This is a genomic window from Xylanibacillus composti (assembly GCF_018403685.1).
Taxonomy (GTDB): Bacteria; Bacillota; Bacilli; order Paenibacillales; family K13; genus Xylanibacillus; species Xylanibacillus composti.
Genome location: NZ_BOVK01000016.1, coordinates 102,913 through 118,139, shown reverse-complemented (window position 1 = coordinate 118,139; position 15,227 = coordinate 102,913). Strand labels below are relative to the sequence as shown.

15 protein-coding genes are annotated in these 15,227 nt (G+C 55.6%); all 15 read left to right on the top strand.

Annotated features, from left to right (window positions below; genetic code table 11):
* Positions 1–156: 156 nt before the first annotated feature.
* The 15 genes from fapR to rimM all read left to right on the top strand — a co-directional run bounded on the left by fapR (position 157) and on the right by rimM (position 15,226).
* Positions 157–756: a transcription factor FapR gene (gene fapR, locus XYCOK13_RS07500; RefSeq protein WP_244865057.1), complete on the top strand. Its 600-nt coding sequence runs from the start codon at positions 157–159 to the stop codon at positions 754–756.
* On the top strand, positions 740–1,726 hold the full coding sequence (gene plsX / locus XYCOK13_RS07495) for a phosphate acyltransferase PlsX (protein ID WP_213411313.1): 987 nt from the start codon (positions 740–742) through the stop codon (positions 1,724–1,726). The genes fapR and plsX overlap by 17 nt, the downstream gene beginning before the upstream one ends.
* Positions 1,727–1,736: 10 nt before the next feature.
* On the top strand, positions 1,737–2,723 hold the full coding sequence (locus tag XYCOK13_RS07490; protein WP_213411312.1) for a beta-ketoacyl-ACP synthase III: 987 nt from the start codon (positions 1,737–1,739) through the stop codon (positions 2,721–2,723).
* A 43-nt stretch (positions 2,724–2,766) separates the two neighbouring features.
* Positions 2,767–3,708: an ACP S-malonyltransferase gene (fabD, locus tag XYCOK13_RS07485; RefSeq protein WP_213411310.1), complete on the top strand. Its 942-nt coding sequence runs from the start codon at positions 2,767–2,769 to the stop codon at positions 3,706–3,708.
* A complete protein-coding gene (fabG, locus tag XYCOK13_RS07480; protein WP_213411308.1) occupies positions 3,701–4,444 on the top strand; it encodes a 3-oxoacyl-[acyl-carrier-protein] reductase in 744 nt (247 codons plus the stop codon). Before fabD ends, fabG begins: the two co-directional genes overlap by 8 nt.
* Before the next feature lie 113 nt (positions 4,445–4,557).
* On the top strand, positions 4,558–4,791 hold the full coding sequence (gene acpP / locus XYCOK13_RS07475; protein WP_213411307.1) for an acyl carrier protein: 234 nt from the start codon (positions 4,558–4,560) through the stop codon (positions 4,789–4,791).
* A gap of 145 nt (positions 4,792–4,936) precedes the next feature.
* Positions 4,937–6,172, top strand: a complete 1,236-nt coding sequence (gene fabF / locus XYCOK13_RS07470) for a beta-ketoacyl-ACP synthase II (RefSeq protein ID WP_213411306.1) — start codon at positions 4,937–4,939, stop codon at positions 6,170–6,172.
* Positions 6,173–6,228: 56 nt separating this feature from the next.
* The gene (rnc, locus tag XYCOK13_RS07465; protein ID WP_213411360.1) at positions 6,229–6,906 is read left to right on the top strand and encodes a ribonuclease III; all 678 of its coding nucleotides are present in this window, start codon (positions 6,229–6,231) and stop codon (positions 6,904–6,906) included.
* Positions 6,907–7,100: 194 nt separating this feature from the next.
* A complete protein-coding gene (gene smc, locus XYCOK13_RS07460) occupies positions 7,101–10,670 on the top strand; it encodes a chromosome segregation protein SMC (RefSeq protein WP_213411304.1) in 3,570 nt (1,189 codons plus the stop codon).
* A 52-nt stretch (positions 10,671–10,722) separates the two neighbouring features.
* Positions 10,723–11,739: a signal recognition particle-docking protein FtsY gene (gene ftsY / locus XYCOK13_RS07455; protein ID WP_213411303.1), complete on the top strand. Its 1,017-nt coding sequence runs from the start codon at positions 10,723–10,725 to the stop codon at positions 11,737–11,739.
* Positions 11,740–12,279: 540 nt separating this feature from the next.
* Complete coding sequence (gene ylxM, locus XYCOK13_RS07450) at positions 12,280–12,699, top strand: YlxM family DNA-binding protein (protein ID WP_213411302.1); 420 nt, start codon at positions 12,280–12,282, stop codon at positions 12,697–12,699.
* Entirely contained in the window at positions 12,689–14,041 is a 1,353-nt protein-coding gene (gene ffh / locus XYCOK13_RS07445) for a signal recognition particle protein (protein ID WP_213411301.1), read from the top strand. Before ylxM ends, ffh begins: the two co-directional genes overlap by 11 nt.
* A 54-nt stretch (positions 14,042–14,095) precedes the next feature.
* Positions 14,096–14,368, top strand: a complete 273-nt coding sequence (gene rpsP, locus XYCOK13_RS07440) for a 30S ribosomal protein S16 (RefSeq protein WP_213411299.1) — start codon at positions 14,096–14,098, stop codon at positions 14,366–14,368.
* Positions 14,369–14,389: 21 nt separating this feature from the next.
* Positions 14,390–14,620, top strand: a complete 231-nt coding sequence (locus XYCOK13_RS07435) for a KH domain-containing protein (RefSeq protein ID WP_213411298.1) — start codon at positions 14,390–14,392, stop codon at positions 14,618–14,620.
* Positions 14,621–14,704: 84 nt separating this feature from the next.
* Positions 14,705–15,226 carry a ribosome maturation factor RimM gene (gene rimM, locus XYCOK13_RS07430; protein WP_213411297.1) on the top strand — a complete coding sequence of 174 codons (522 nt, stop codon included), beginning with the start codon at positions 14,705–14,707 and terminating at the stop codon, positions 15,224–15,226.
* Position 15,227 lies beyond the last annotated feature (1 nt).

Sequence of the window (15,227 nt, the reverse complement as noted above, 5' to 3'; positions counted from 1 at the left end):
TAATCGGACATGTCTTCGGAGCGATTCTTCACTTTTGGGGGACAAAGCATTTTGTCTCTTTTCTTTTTTACTTTTATTCTATATACTACATCATAGTACCTGGTAATAATCGAAGGAAGATCGGAATACGCTGGAAGTAAAGGTGGTGGGTCTGCTATAGAACGTTTGCCAAAGCGCCAGCGTCAGCAGCAGCTGGCCAAGGCGCTAAATGAAAATCCGTTTGCAACCGATGAGGAATTGACCCGCATGTTTGGCGTTAGCATACAGACGGTGAGGCTGGATCGCATGGAGCTTGGCATCCCGGAGCTACGGGAACGTATCAAATTGATGGCCGAACACTCCTACGATCAGGTCCGGTCACTGCCTTTGCACGAAGTCATTGGCGACGTGATCGATCTGCAGCTGGACAAGAGCGGCATCTCCTTGTTTGAGATTCGCGAGGAGCATGTCTTTTCACGCACGTCGATTGCGCGAGGACATCACATTTTTGCCCAAGCAAACTCGCTGGCTGTTGCAGTCATCAATGAAGAGGTGGCGCTCACCGCGTCTGCGGATATTCGATTTATTCGTTCGGTCAAGCTGGGTGAAAAATGCGTGGCCAAAGCCTACGTACGTTCCATTTCAGGAGAAAATGGGAAGGCTAAAGTCGAAGTGTTTACGTATGTGGGAGAAGAACTGGTCTTTCAAGGAAACTTCGCAGTATACAGGACACCGAATGTGGAAAAAGGAGGAGACGGCAGTGCGAATCGCCATTGACGCGATGGGCGGCGATCATGCTCCTCACAGCAATGTAGAGGGCGCGCTCAGAGCAGCGAAGGAATGGCCGGATACCCGGATCATTCTGGTCGGAGACGAACGCCAGCTTGCCCCGCTTGCAGGCGGCGCCCCCTCTAATGTGGAGATTCTCCACGCTTCAGAAGTGATTGGTCCGGAAGATGAACCGGTGAAAGCAGTCCGAAGAAAGAAAGATTCCTCGATGGTTGTGGCAGGCAGGCTGGTCAAGGAAGGCGGGGCAGAGGCCATGATCTCTGCGGGCAATACGGGGGCGCTGATGACAACCGGATTGCTCGTCCTGGGACGAATTCCGGGCATCGACCGTCCGGGACTGGCAACAATGCTGCCTACTTTGGACGGCAAGGGCGTGCTGGCCCTCGATCTGGGAGCGAACATGGACGCGAGCCCTGAGCACCTGCTGCAATACGCCCGCATGGGCAGTCTGTACCGCAAAAGCTTGGAAGGCCTGGATTCGCCTCGGGTCGGGCTGCTGAACGTCGGCACAGAGGCGGGGAAAGGAAATGAGCTGACCAAGGAAGCGTACCCGCTGCTTGAAGAGCTGCCCATTCGCTTCGTTGGAAATGTAGAGGCGCGGGATGTGATGGATGGCGCATGTGACGTGTTAATCTGTGACGGCTTCGCCGGAAACATCTTGTTGAAAGCGATGGAAGGAACCGCAGGGGCGGTATTTGGCGCGCTGAAATCGGCATTTACCCGAACGGCGGTTTCGAAGCTGGCGGCCGCCGTATTAGCCCCGGGATTGCGGGAATTCAAAAAAAAGCTGGACTATACCGAGCATGGCGGCGCTCCGCTGCTGGGCGTAGCCGGTGTATGCATCAAGGGACATGGCTCTTCCGATGCCCATGCGATCAAGAATGCAGTCAGACAGGCGAGACTGACCATCCAGTCGGAGCTGGTTCCCCGTCTGTCGAAGGAAATAAGCGGGAAGTGAGTGAGGCAGAATGAATGGACGTCCGGTAGGGATTTTGGGGACGGGCAAGTATGTACCGGACCGGGTACTGACTAATCAGCAGTTGGAACAGATGGTCGAGACGAACGATGAGTGGATCACGACCCGTACAGGAATCAAGGAGCGAAGAATTGCAAGCGAAGCGCAGGCTTCCTCCGATCTCGCCTATGAAGCGTCTTTGAAGGCGCTGGCAGCTGCGAATGTGGCGGCAGAGGATATTGATTTGATTGTTGTGGCGACGATCACGCCGGATATGGCCTTTCCGTCGACAGCCTGCATCCTGCAAGAGAAGCTCGGCGCGAAGAAGGCCGCGGCCTTTGACTTGTCGGCGGCTTGCTCCGGGTTTATCTACGGACTGGCCAATGCATCCTCGTTGATTGCGACCGGGATGTACCGACATGCGCTGGTGGTCGGAGCGGAGTGCTTATCCAAGATTACAGATTATACGGACCGCAATACATGCATTTTATTTGGCGACGGCGCAGGCGCAGTCGTCATCGGCGAAGTGCCGGAGGGCAGAGGCTTTCGTTCCTTCGAGCTTGGCGCCGACGGCAGCGGCGGGGAGCTGCTCAGAATTAGCGGCGGCGGCTCCCGCCATCCGGTATCGCCAGATACGATTGATGAGAAGCTTCATTATATCTACATGGCAGGCAGGGATGTATTTAAATTTGCAGTGCGCATTATGGGAACCGCAGCGGAAGAAGCGCTGCGAAAAGCTGGTCTCGCCAAAGAAGATATCGATCTGCTCGTTCCTCATCAAGCGAACATTCGCATCATCCAATCCGCATTGGAGCGGCTGGACTTGCCGGAAGACAAGTGCGTCGTGAATGTGGATAAATACGGCAACGTATCCGCAGCTTCGATCCCGATCGCCTTGGCAGAGGCAGTCGAAGAGGGCCGGGTGAATGAAGGCGATGTGCTGGTGCTGGTCGGCTTCGGCGGAGGATTGACCTGGGGAGCGGCTGCGCTTGTTTGGTAGGAACAACGACAGGTGAACGAGGAAGCGGGGAGAGGAGAAGGCAATGGGAAAAGTAGCATGCGTGTTCCCGGGACAAGGAGCACAAACGGTCGGCATGGGCAAGGATTTGTACGAGCATCTGCCGGAAAGCCGGGAGATGTTCGCCAAGATCAATGATACGCTGGGCTTCGATCTGACCTCGATCATGTTCGAGGGTCCGGAGGATAAGCTGAGGCTGACTTACCATACGCAGCCTGCTTTGCTGGCCGTTAGCGCCATATTGTTTCGGGCGCTGGCGGACAAAGGTCTTAAACCGGACTATGTAGCCGGACACAGCCTAGGAGAGTACAGTGCGCTCGTTGCTGCTGACGCCCTGAGCTTTGAGGACGGGCTGAAAACAGTATTCGAGCGCGGCCGTCTGATGGACCGCGCCGTCCCGGCCGGACAAGGTGCAATGGCTGCAGTCCTCGGCGCAGAGCGGGAAGCGCTGCAGGAGCTGTGCGCGCGCATCAGCGAGGAAACGGGATTGGTGGAATTGGCCAATGTCAATTGCCCTGGACAGATCGTTGTTTCCGGCAGCGCAGCCGGTGTGCAGGCTGTGGTCGAAAACGGCAAAGCTGCAGGGGCAAAGCGGGTCATTCCGCTCGAGGTGAGCGGACCGTTCCATTCCTCGCTTATGCAGCCTGCGGCAGACGGGCTGCGTGAGGTTCTGACGTCCGTGAATGTACAGGCGCCGTCTGTGCCGCTGATTGCCAACGTAACCGCACAGCCGGTGCAGGCTGCCGAAGAAATTCGCCAGCTGCTTGTCAAGCAGGTCGTGGCTCCCGTGCTTTGGGAGGACAGTGTGAGAGTGTTGCTGGATAAGGGCGTGGATACGTTCATTGAAGTCGGAACAGGTACGGTATTGGCGGGACTGATCAAGAAGATTGACCGCCAGGCCAACATCGTCTCTGTTCATTCATACGAAGCGTTGCAAGCTTGTCTGGAGGAGGGTGCATATGCTTAAGGGGAAATCCGCACTGGTGACAGGCGCGTCAAGAGGCATCGGCAGAGCTATCGCAATCGCTCTGGCTGAGGCAGGCGCGGATGTCGTGATCAATTATGCGGGCAGCGAAGCGGCGGCTGCCGAGACGGCGAAAGCTGTGGAAGCACTTGGCCGCAAGGCTGTGCTGGCTAAGGCTGACGTCGGCAAATCCGCTGAAGCCGAAGAGCTGGTGAAAACCGCCTTGGATTCGTTCGGCAAGCTGGATATTCTTGTGAACAATGCGGGGATTACTCGCGATAACCTGCTTATGCGGATGAAGGAAGAGGAGTTCGATCAGGTGATCGAAACGAATCTGAAAGGGGTATACAACTGCCTGAAGGCTGTAACCCGGCCGATGATGAAGCAGCGCTCCGGCACCATCATCAATATTTCTTCCGTTGTCGGCGTGCTGGGCAATGCGGGACAAGCGAATTATGTGGCGGCCAAAGCCGGCGTCATCGGCCTGACCAAATCGGCAGCGCGTGAACTTGCGTCCAGGGGAATCACGGTCAATTGCGTAGCGCCGGGCTTTATCGAGACGGATATGACCGACAAGCTGACAGACGAGATGAAGTCGGCCATGCTCGCGCAAATTCCGCTCGCCAAGCTGGGCAAGCCGGAGGATATTGCCCGGGTTGTTGCCTTCCTTGCTGGAGAGGGAGCTTCGTATATGACGGGGCAAACGATTCACGTGGATGGCGGCATGGTCATGCCGTAAAGCTTGAAATGGCTTGGCCAACATGCTTCTGAGACTGACAAAATCCTTGTCCAAGGAAGTATGGTAATTTGAGAAAGTTTTTCGTATAATACCATGGAGGAGGTGAACCGGAAATGGCAGATGTACTGGAGCGCGTGAAGCGGATCGTCGTAGACCGCCTTGGCGTGGAAGAGTCCGAAGTAACGCTGGAAGCTTCCTTCAAGGACGATCTTGGCGCAGATTCGCTGGACGTTGTTGAGCTCGTCATGGAGCTTGAAGATGAATTTGATATGGAAATCTCCGATGAGGATGCAGAAAAAATAACGACGGTTGGCGAAGTTGTGAATTACATACAATCCCATACCTAAGTTTCATAGTCCCGTTATCTGTATAACGGGACTGTTCCTCATTTTATGTATGTTGCCGGTTCCGCTCGCCTTGGGCTTATACAGATGATTTTTATAGATATGCAACGATAGATGATTGATACAATGCGGCATTGGAGTGATACGCATGATGCAGAGAGTCGTAGTGACGGGGATGGGCGTAATCACCTCGTTAGGAAAAGATATCGATACTTTTTGGAAGCATCTGATAGAAGGGAAGTCAGGAGTCAGCCGCATCGAGTCCTTCGATACGAGCGATTATCCGACCAAGATCGCTGCTGCGATCCATGACTTTAACCCAGAGGATTACATGGATAAGCGGGAAGCGCGAAAAATGGACCGTTTCGTTCAGTTGGCGCTGGCTGCCAGCGATATGGCGCTGAAGGACGCAAATTTGAATGTTCGCGAACAGACGGATGCCGAGCGGGTGGGCGTCTACGTCGGAAGCGGCATTGGCGGGCTTGCCACATGGGAGGAACAGCATCGGATTTTGCTGGAAAAGGGGCCGAAGCGCATTAGCCCATTCTTCATCCCGATGATGATTGCCAACATGGCGAGCGGACAAATCTCAATGAAAACAGGAGCCAAAGGCCCGAACAGCACGGCGGTAACCGCTTGTGCGACCGGAACCCATTCCATTGGCGATTCGTATAAATTGATTCAGCGCGGAGATGCAGATGTGATGATTTGCGGAGGCGCCGAAGCGACTATTACTCCGACCGGTATGGGCGGATTTTGCGCCTTGCGGGCGATGTCGACTCGCAACGATGAGCCGGAAAAAGCAAGCCGGCCGTTCGATCTCGATAGAGACGGGTTTGTGATGGGTGAAGGGTCGGGCATACTCGTACTAGAATCGCTGGAACATGCTCAGAAGAGGGGCGCCCGGATCTACGCCGAAGTGATTGGCTACGGCATGAGCGGCGACGCTTACCATATGACTGACCCGGATCCGGACGGTGCCGCGCGATGCATGACCAAAGCGATTCGCGATGCAGGCGTGGAGCCGACCGCCATTGATTACGTCAATGCGCATGGCACGTCTACACCGGTTGGGGACAAATCCGAGACAATCGCACTGAAAAAAGCATTGGGGGACCATGCCTACAAGATTGCTGTCAGCTCGACGAAATCGATGACAGGACACTTGCTTGGCGCGGCCGGCGGCGTGGAGGCAGTCATTTCCGCTCTTACGCTGCACCATGGCGTGATTGCCCCGACCATTAATGTGGATCAGCAGGATCCGGAGTGTGACCTCGATGTTGTGCCGAATGAAGCGCGCAAGGCAGACGTTCGCATCGCCATGTCGAATTCATTCGGCTTCGGCGGTCACAACGCAACGATAATGTTGAAGAAGTTTGAATAAAAACCGAGGGACATGACCGGACGGGGAGGGCAAAGGTGAAAGCGAAACCGGGAAATATGACGGATCTTCAGCGGCAGCTGGGCTTGCGATTCGCCAATCACGAGCTGCTGAGGCAAGCATTTACCCATTCGTCATATGTCAACGAGCAGCGGCTCAAAAGCACTACAGATAACGAGAGGCTGGAATTCCTAGGCGATGCTGTGCTGGAGCTGACTATCTCCGAGTATTTGTATCATCTTTACAGCCACTGGTCTGAAGGCGCACTGACCAAATTCCGTGCGTCCATAGTCTGCGAGGCATCCTTGGTCCAGTTCGCAGAACGGCTGCAATTCGGCAAGTATGTGTTGCTCGGCCGGGGTGAGGAGATGAGCGGCGGACGAACGCGTCCGGCGTTGCTGGCCGATGTGTTCGAGGCGTTTATCGGGGCTTTGTTCTTGGACAGCGGTTTGAATCAGGTCCGCGCCTTTTTGAAACAGCACGTGTTCCCGCATATTCCGGAAGCCTCGGACTTGCCGGTTCAGGATTACAAGACGCAGCTGCAAGAGAAAGTTCAGCACGGCGGAGGCGGCGCGCCCGAGTATCGGATTGTGGAAGAGAAAGGGCCGGCTCACGACCGGGAATTCGTCGCCGAGGTATGGCTGAACGGCTCCCAGCTTGGGACGGGAAGCGGCCGATCGAAGAAGGAAGCGGAGCAGCGCGCAGCCGCGCAGGCACTGCAGACCTGGCAATCATAGCCAATGCAAGACATCGAGCAGTTCTCTGCCGCAGGGTTCCTGCGGTCGGGCTGCTCTTTTGTTTGCGGCAAGAAATGCGGGCCCAAAAGCTTGTTTGGCTTGCATTTGCGCAGTGTGGACGCCGGCTGCTCGTCACCTGCATTCCTCCTTTCATTCTTGGGCGGGTGTGATACAATAGGCTAGAGGTGAGACGATTGTTTCTGAAACGGCTAGAGTTATACGGATTCAAATCATTCGCCGACAGAACGGAACTTGAATTCGTTCCCGGCATCACGGCTGTCGTTGGGCCGAATGGCAGCGGCAAGAGCAACATTTCCGATTCCATCCGCTGGGTGCTGGGCGAGCAGAGCGCAAAAAGCTTGCGCGGCGGGAATATGCAGGATATTATCTTTGCCGGCAGCGACACGCGCAAAGCGGTCAATTATGGCGAAGTGTCATTAACGCTGGACAACAGCGACCAGTCCTTGCAGCTCGATTATAATGAAGTGACGGTGACGCGCCGCATCCACCGCAGTGGAGAGAGTGAGTACTTCATCAACAAACAGGCGTGCCGCCTGCGCGATATAACAGAATTATTCATGGACACGGGGATTGGCAAGGAAGCCTATTCGATCATCGGCCAGGGCCGTATTGAAGAGATTTTGAGCACCCGTTCCGAGGATCGCCGGGGCATCTTTGAGGAAGCATCCGGGATCGTGAAATATAAGAGCAGGAAGAAAGAAGCACAGAAAAAGCTTGACGACACCGAACAAAATTTGCTCAGACTGCACGACCTCGTCTCGGAATTGGATGATCAGGTTGAGCCTTTGCGCGAGCAGTCGGAGAAAGCGCTTCGATTCAGAGCTTTGAAGGAAGAGCTGAAGCAAAAGGAAATTTCCCTCTACGTGCATCAGATCGAACAAATTCACCAATCGTGGAGTGAAGCGGGCGAGCGCCTGAAGCAGCTTCAAGATGAGGAAGCCGGACTGACCGCTGTCGTAAGCGGTCATGACGCCCACTTGGAAAGCTTCCGATTGGACACGCGGAGATTGGAAGAGAGGCTGGAGCAGCTGCAGAATGAGCTGCTGCATGTGAGTGAAGAAACGGAGAAGGCCGAAGGACAAACAGAAGTGCTGAAGGAAAGAAAAAGGCATCTGGAATCGGAGGCGGAGCGCCATGCCCAAACTGCTGCGCAGCTGGAGCGGCGCAAGGACAACGTTGCAGCCGAGCAGCGCGACGTGCTGGCGAAGCTGGAAGACGCGCGCCAGAGGCTGACTGCGCTCGAGCAAGCTGCCCGCGAGGAGGAAGCCAGGCTCGCTGGCGTAACCGGCAATGCTGCTACGGAAGCGGAGGAACGCTTGAAGGCGGAGCTGCTGGATCTGCTGAATGAGACGGCAGGCTATCGCAATGAGCTTCGCTATACCGAGCAGCAGTTAGAGCAGTCGGCCCGTCGCCGTCAGCGGCTAGCCGAGGAGAAGACAGAGCTGGAGAAGCGCATTGCCAGCTGCCGCGACCAGCAGCAGGAATGGGAAGAGAAGATGCAGAAGCTGCTGCAGGAGCTGGAAAGCGTAAAGCGGCAGCATAGTGAACAGCAGGAACACATCCGCTCTACACAGGGGTTGTATAACGAGCTTGGCCTGACGGTGCGCAAGTGGGAGCAGAAGCGCGATTCGCTCATATCCCGCCGCGACACGCTGAAGGAGCTTCAGGATGACTATGACGGCTTCGCCCACGGTGTGCGGGAAATCCTGAAGGCCAGGAAGAAAGCTGTTCTTCCCGGCATTCACGGCGCAGTCGCCGAATTGATGAAAGTGCCCGCCGAGGTGGAGATTGCAATTGAAACCGCGCTGGGCGGCGCGTTGCAGCACATTGTAATGGAGAACGAGGCGGCAAGCCGGGAAGCGATTCAGTATTTGAAGCGCAGACAGCTGGGCAGAGCGACCTTCCTGCCGCTCGATGTCATCAAGGGAAGGGCTGTCCAGGACGCCGACCGCAGACAAGCCGAGCAGGTCGAGGGCTACATCGGCATTGCCGCTGACCTGATTCAGACCGATCCGGAATATGACAAGATTATGCGCAGCTTGCTGGGCAATGTCATCATAGCGCAGAGCTTGGAGCAGGCGAACCGCATTGCCGCCCGCTGCCAATACCGCTATCGGGTCGTCACTCTGGAAGGCGATGTGGTGAACGCCGGAGGTTCGATGACCGGGGGCAGCCAGAACAAGCGCAATACCGGTCTGCTTAGTCGCCAACGGCAGCTTGAGAATATTGAAAAGGAAATCGGCAGCGCCGACCAGCAGCTTGTTCAGCTTCGAGATAAGTGGAACGGCTTCAAGCAGCAAATGGAGGAGCAGGCCGAGCAGTTGGAGCAGCTGCGCAGCCGAGGCGAGCAAATCCGTATCCAAGAGCAGCAAATGAAGGGCGCTTGGACGCAGCTGGCTCAAGCGCTGGACACGCTGAACAATCAGCTGGGGATTGCCGCTGATGAGGACAAGCAGCAAATGGAAGAGGCCGAGCTGTTGAAGCAGAAATGCGCAGAGCTGCAGGAATCTCTGACGCGATCAAGCGAGGCGGAAGAGGAGCTGCAGCGCAAAATTGAGGAGGCCGAGCGGTTGCGCAAAGCCAGCTTGAGCGCCAAGGAGGAGCTGCAGGAGAAGCTGACCTCTCTCCGGGTGGAAGCGGCATCGGCGACAGAGGAAAAGCGAGGTCTCGAGGATCGGGCGCGCAGATTGAATGCGGAGCTGGAGGAAGTCGAGGAGGCTGTACGGCAAAACCGCGAGCAAGCGGAGCGCATCGCTCAGGAACAGCTGACGCAGCATGAGGAGTTCGTGCGGGTCACCGAGCTGCTGAATGAGCTGCGTATCCGCAAAGCGAACCTGACAGCAGATATTGAAGCCAAACGGCTGGAGCGGATCGAGCGGCTGCGCAAGCTGGAGGAAGAGGAAAGCGAGACGAAGGAACAGCGGGTGCAGCTGAAGCAGGTGCAAGAACAGCTGCATCATACGGAAGTTCGGGTGAACCGGCTGGACGTCGAGCTTGAGAACTTGCTGAAGAAGCTGGCAGAGGATTACGAGCTCAGCTACGAGCTGGCGAAATCACGCTACCCGGTTCCCGAGGATGTTCTGGGCACCCAGAACGAAGTGCGTGAGCTGAAGCGTCAGATTACCATGCTTGGCGATGTGAACCTGGGCGCAATTGATGAATACCAGCGGGTGAAGGAGCGTTATGAGTTCCTGAGCGCGCAGCGGGACGATCTGGTGAGCGCCAAGCAAGCGCTCTATAAGGTAATCAAGGAGCTGGAGGACGAAATGTCCAAGCGGTTCTTGGAAACCTTCCAGCAAATTCGCGAGCATTTTTCCGTCGTCTTCGCCAAGCTGTTCGGTGGCGGGCGAGCTGATTTGATCTTGACGGATATGAACAATCTGCTGGAGACAGGGGTGGACATCGTCGCCCAGCCGCCTGGCAAAAAGCTGCAAAACCTGCAGCTACTGTCCGGCGGAGAGCGTGCGCTTACGGCGATGGCTCTGTTGTTCGCGATCTTGAACGTCAAGCCTGTTCCCTTCTGCGTGCTGGACGAGGTGGAGGCGGCACTGGATGAAGCGAACGTGAGCCGGTTTGCCGAATATTTGCGGGAGTTCTCAGAGAGCACGCAGTTTATTGTCGTAACCCACCGCAAAGGGACGATGGAAGAGGCGGACGTGCTGTACGGCGTGGCCATGGAAGAAAGCGGCGTATCGAAGCTTGTTTCTGTGCGGCTGGATGATGAGGAGCAGGCATCGGCATAACGCTCTGTAGTCAGGAAGGAAGTCTGGAAATCAGATAGGAGGAAGGAAGGACTTGAGCTTTTTTAAGAAACTGAAGGAACGCATTTCGTTAAAAACAGAAGAAGTTACCTCTAAATTTAAGGAAGGCCTTACCAAAACCCGGACCGCGTTCGTGGAGAAGGTTGAGGATTTGATTACACGCCGGAAAAAAATCGATGAGGAATTTTATGAAGAGTTGGAGGAAATACTCATTTCCTCCGATGTTGGCGTGAACACAGTCATGACCCTCATTGACGATTTGCGCAAGGAAGTACGGGCACGCAAGCTGGAGGACCCTGCCGATCTGCAGCCGGTCCTGTCTGAGAAGCTGGTCGAAATGCTGTCCGGCGATGAGGGCAATGACAATTCGCTGCGTTTGCCGGACAGCGGACTGGCGGTCGTGCTGTTCGTAGGCGTCAACGGAGTCGGGAAGACGACGACGATCGGCAAGCTGGCCCATCGTTTCAAGCAGGAGGGCAAGAATGTGCTGTTGGCTGCAGGCGACACGTTCCGGGCCGGCGCCATCGAGCAGCTGGAAGTGTGGGGCGAGCGGGTTGGCGTTGACGTGATTAAGCATCAGGCAGGCGCAGATCCGGCCGCCGTGATGTTCGATGCGGTGCAGGCTGCCAAGACGCGCGGCGTGGACGTGCTGCTTTGCGATACGGCTGGACGGCTGCAGAACAAAGTCAATCTGATGGAAGAACTCAATAAGATCTATCGGGTCATCGGCCGGGAAATACCGGGAGCGCCGCACGAAGTGCTGCTCGTGCTGGACGCCACGACAGGCCAGAACGCGCTCAGCCAGGCGAAACTGTTCGGGGAGAAGACTGGCGTAACCGGACTTGTGCTGACCAAGCTGGACGGTACAGCGAAGGGCGGCATCGTCATTGCCATTCGTCAAGAAATGGACATTCCCGTGAAATTCGTGGGGCTTGGCGAAAAGATGGACGACCTGCAGGAATTCGATTCTGAGCAGTTTGTGCATGCCTTGTTCGCGGGGTTGATTCGCGACCGGGAAGCGGAGGAGGATCAAGAGAAGGCAGACGCTTAATCAGCTTTGTCTGGCACAAGGAAGCGATGGCTTGCTTTGCGTCTTTCGCTTTAACCGGAGCGGCGCTAACTGAAAGGCGCAGCCCGTCAGTATATTGCGTTGATCGTATTCTAACGGAATCCAGGGACCTTATTTCCTTCGAAACTGCGATATGTTGCAGTTGTTTCGTCGGATAAGGTCCACCAGTTCCGTTAGATTTTTATTTTCGCCCAAAACAGCTAAATAGCGTCTCGCAGTTCCGCTGCCGTTCACATCCGCGCAAGCGCGAACAAGTATCTTGCGAGTGGCGAATGAGTGCGATCTTGCGCGCGTGTTGCGGGTGAGAACTTCGCGCAAGGAAGGCTGCGATTTGTCTGGGACATTCATGCTGCGAAAGCTTGGGGAAATTTCCGTCAGACATGACAAGGCTTTTGCCTTGACAATGGCGCCGGAATCGTGTACGATAAGGCATGTTGCTGCTGTTAAGGTGTTCGCCTTGACGAAAGTACGAGAATAGAATGCCAGGAACGAGGCAGCTGCGGGAAACGGAGGTCCGGCAGGATGGATCGAAATGCGCTGGAGAAGACGAACCGCATCAATCTGTTGTATGACTTTTACCGGATGCTGCTGACAGACAAGCAGCAGATGTTTATGCAGTATTACTTCCATGAAGATTACTCTCTGGGCGAAATTGCGAATTTGTTCGCGATTAGCCGCCAGGCGGTTTATGAACATATCAAGCGGGCGGAGACTACGCTGGAAGATTACGAAGGGAAGCTCGGACTGGTAGCGAGGCACGAACGGCGCGCCTTGCTGATGGAGGAAACGATCGAGCATCTGGATCGGCTGTCCGATGCGTTGGAGGCGCTCCCCGAGACGGATCCCGGCCGCGCGTCCCTGCTCAGGCTGCGGCAGATTGCCGAGGAACTGATCGGGATGGATGACGATTCGAGCGAAGGAGGCGATTCGCATGGCGTTTGAAGGACTGTCCAGCCGCCTTCAGAATGTGTTCGGCAAGCTGAAGGGCAAGGGCAAGGTAACCGAGGATGATGTAAACGAAGCAATGCGCGAAGTACGCCTTGCTCTTCTTGAAGCGGACGTCAACTTTAAGGTTGTGAAGGAGTTCGTCTCCAAGGTCAAGGAGAAGGCGGTTGGTCAGGAGCTGGCGAAGAGCTTCACTCCGGGCATGGCTGTTATCGACATTGTGAACAAAGAACTGACCGAGCTGATGGGCGGCACACAGAGCAAGCTGGCCAAGGCGAACAAGCCGCCGACGGTCATCATGATGGCGGGCTTGCAGGGGGCGGGCAAGACTACGACTTCCGGCAAGCTGGCCAAGCTGCTCCAGAAGCAGAACCACAAGCCATTGCTGGTAGCGGCGGACATTTATCGCCCGGCGGCAATCAAGCAGCTGCAGGTGCTCGGCGAACAGATCAAGGTTCCCGTGTTCGCGCTCGGCGACAAGGCAAATCCGGTCGATATTGCCAAGCAGGCGCTTGAGCATGCGAAGGAAGAGCATCTGGATTACGTGATCATCGATACCGCAGGCCGTTTGCACATCGATGAAGCGCTCATGGATGAATTGCGCCAGGTGCATGCCGCCGTCAATCCGGATGAGGTGCTGCTTGTTGTCGATTCGATGACTGGCCAGGATGCGGTGAATGTTGCCGAGAGCTTCCATCAGCAGCTGAGCCTGACGGGCGTCGTCCTGACGAAGCTCGACGGGGATACGCGCGGCGGCGCTGCACTGAGTGTCAAGGCCGTCACTGGCTGTCCGATCAAATTCGCCGCGATGGGCGAGAAGATTGACTCCCTGGAGCCGTTCCATCCGGAACGCATGGCGTCGCGCATCTTGGGGATGGGCGATATGCTCAGTCTGATCGAAAAGGCGCAGAGCAGCATCGATTCGGAGAAGGCCGCTGAGCTCGAGCGCAAGATGCGCCGGGCGGAGTTCACCTTCGAGGATTTCCTCGAGCAGATGGAACAGGTGCGCAAGATGGGACCGCTCGATCAGATTCTTGACATGCTGCCCGGCATGGGCAAGGTAAAGGGCATGAAGGATCTCAAGGTCGACGAGAAGCAAATGGGCCGGGTCGAGGCAATTATTCGGTCCATGACCCGCGAAGAGAAGCAGCGTCCTGAAATATTGAATGCCAGTCGGCGCAAGCGTATCGCGGCCGGCAGCGGCACATCGATTCAGGATGTGAACAAGCTGATCAAGCAGTTCGAAGATATGCGCAAGATGATGAAGCAGTTTTCCTCGATGATGGGCGGGGCCAAGAAGAAGGGCAAGATGCCGAAAGGCTTCAAATTTCCTTTCTGACCCTGCGGCCTCATCGTTCAATAGCAGTTGATTCCAACAAGGAGGTGATTTGGCATGGCAACACGTATTCGCTTGAAGCGTATGGGCGCTCACAAAGCTCCATTCTATCGCGTGGTTGTTTCCGACTCCCGTTCTCCTAGAGACGGTCGTTTTATTGAAGAGATCGGCACGTACAATCCGCTGGCGAAGCCGGCGCAGACGAATATCGACGAGGAAAAAGCGTTGAAGTGGCTGAAAAATGGCGCGCAAGCGTCCGATACCGTTCGTTCGCTGTTCAGCAAGGCGGGCATTATGCAAAAATTCCACGAGTCGAAGCTGCAGAAATAATCGGTTTGCGGAGGGATAACCATGGAGCAATTAATTCTGGTCATCGCCAAAGCGCTTGTGGATCACCCTGACGAGGTGTCCGTTCGTGCGGTCGAAGGCGATTCAGCCGTGACGTATGAACTGTCCGTGCACCCGTCAGATATTGGCAAGGTTATCGGCAAGCAAGGCCGTATTGCCAAAGCGCTTCGAACCGTTGTATCATCCGCGGCAGTCAAGGAAAACAAACGCGTCAATGTGGAGATTCTATCCTGATAGACGCACCAGACAGAAGGGTTGGGAGCGAATCTCCTGACCCTTTTGCGCTAATTTTTGCAATAAAGCGAGGCTCCTGTAGATATGGAAAAATTGTTCGCTGTTGGCAAAATCGTCAATACTCACGGGATACGGGGAGAAATCAAGGTGGTTCCGCAGACGGACTTCCCGGATGTCCGGTTCGCCAGCGGAAGCAAGCTGATGCTGGTTCCGCCGGAAGCGCTGGGCGAGGGAGCCTTTCCGGTAACCGTGAAGACAGCGCGTGACCACAAAACATTTTTGCTGGTGCGGCTTGAGGAATTCGACAACATCAATCAAGTGGAAAAGTATAAGGGCGGGCAATTGAAAGTGACGGAAGATCAGCTGCTGGAGCTCGAAGAGGGCGAGTATTACTACTATGAGATTGTCGGCTGCTCCGTTGTTACCGAAGACGGCGAGGAAATTGGCGTCGTGAAGGAAGTTTTGACGCCGGGCGCCAATGACGTCTGGGTGGTCAAGAGGCCTAAGGGACCGGATTTGCTGCTGCCGGTCATTGACGAATGCGTGCTCGCGGTGGATGTTGAGGCGAAGCGGGTTACCGTTCATCTGATGGAGGGACTGCTCTGAC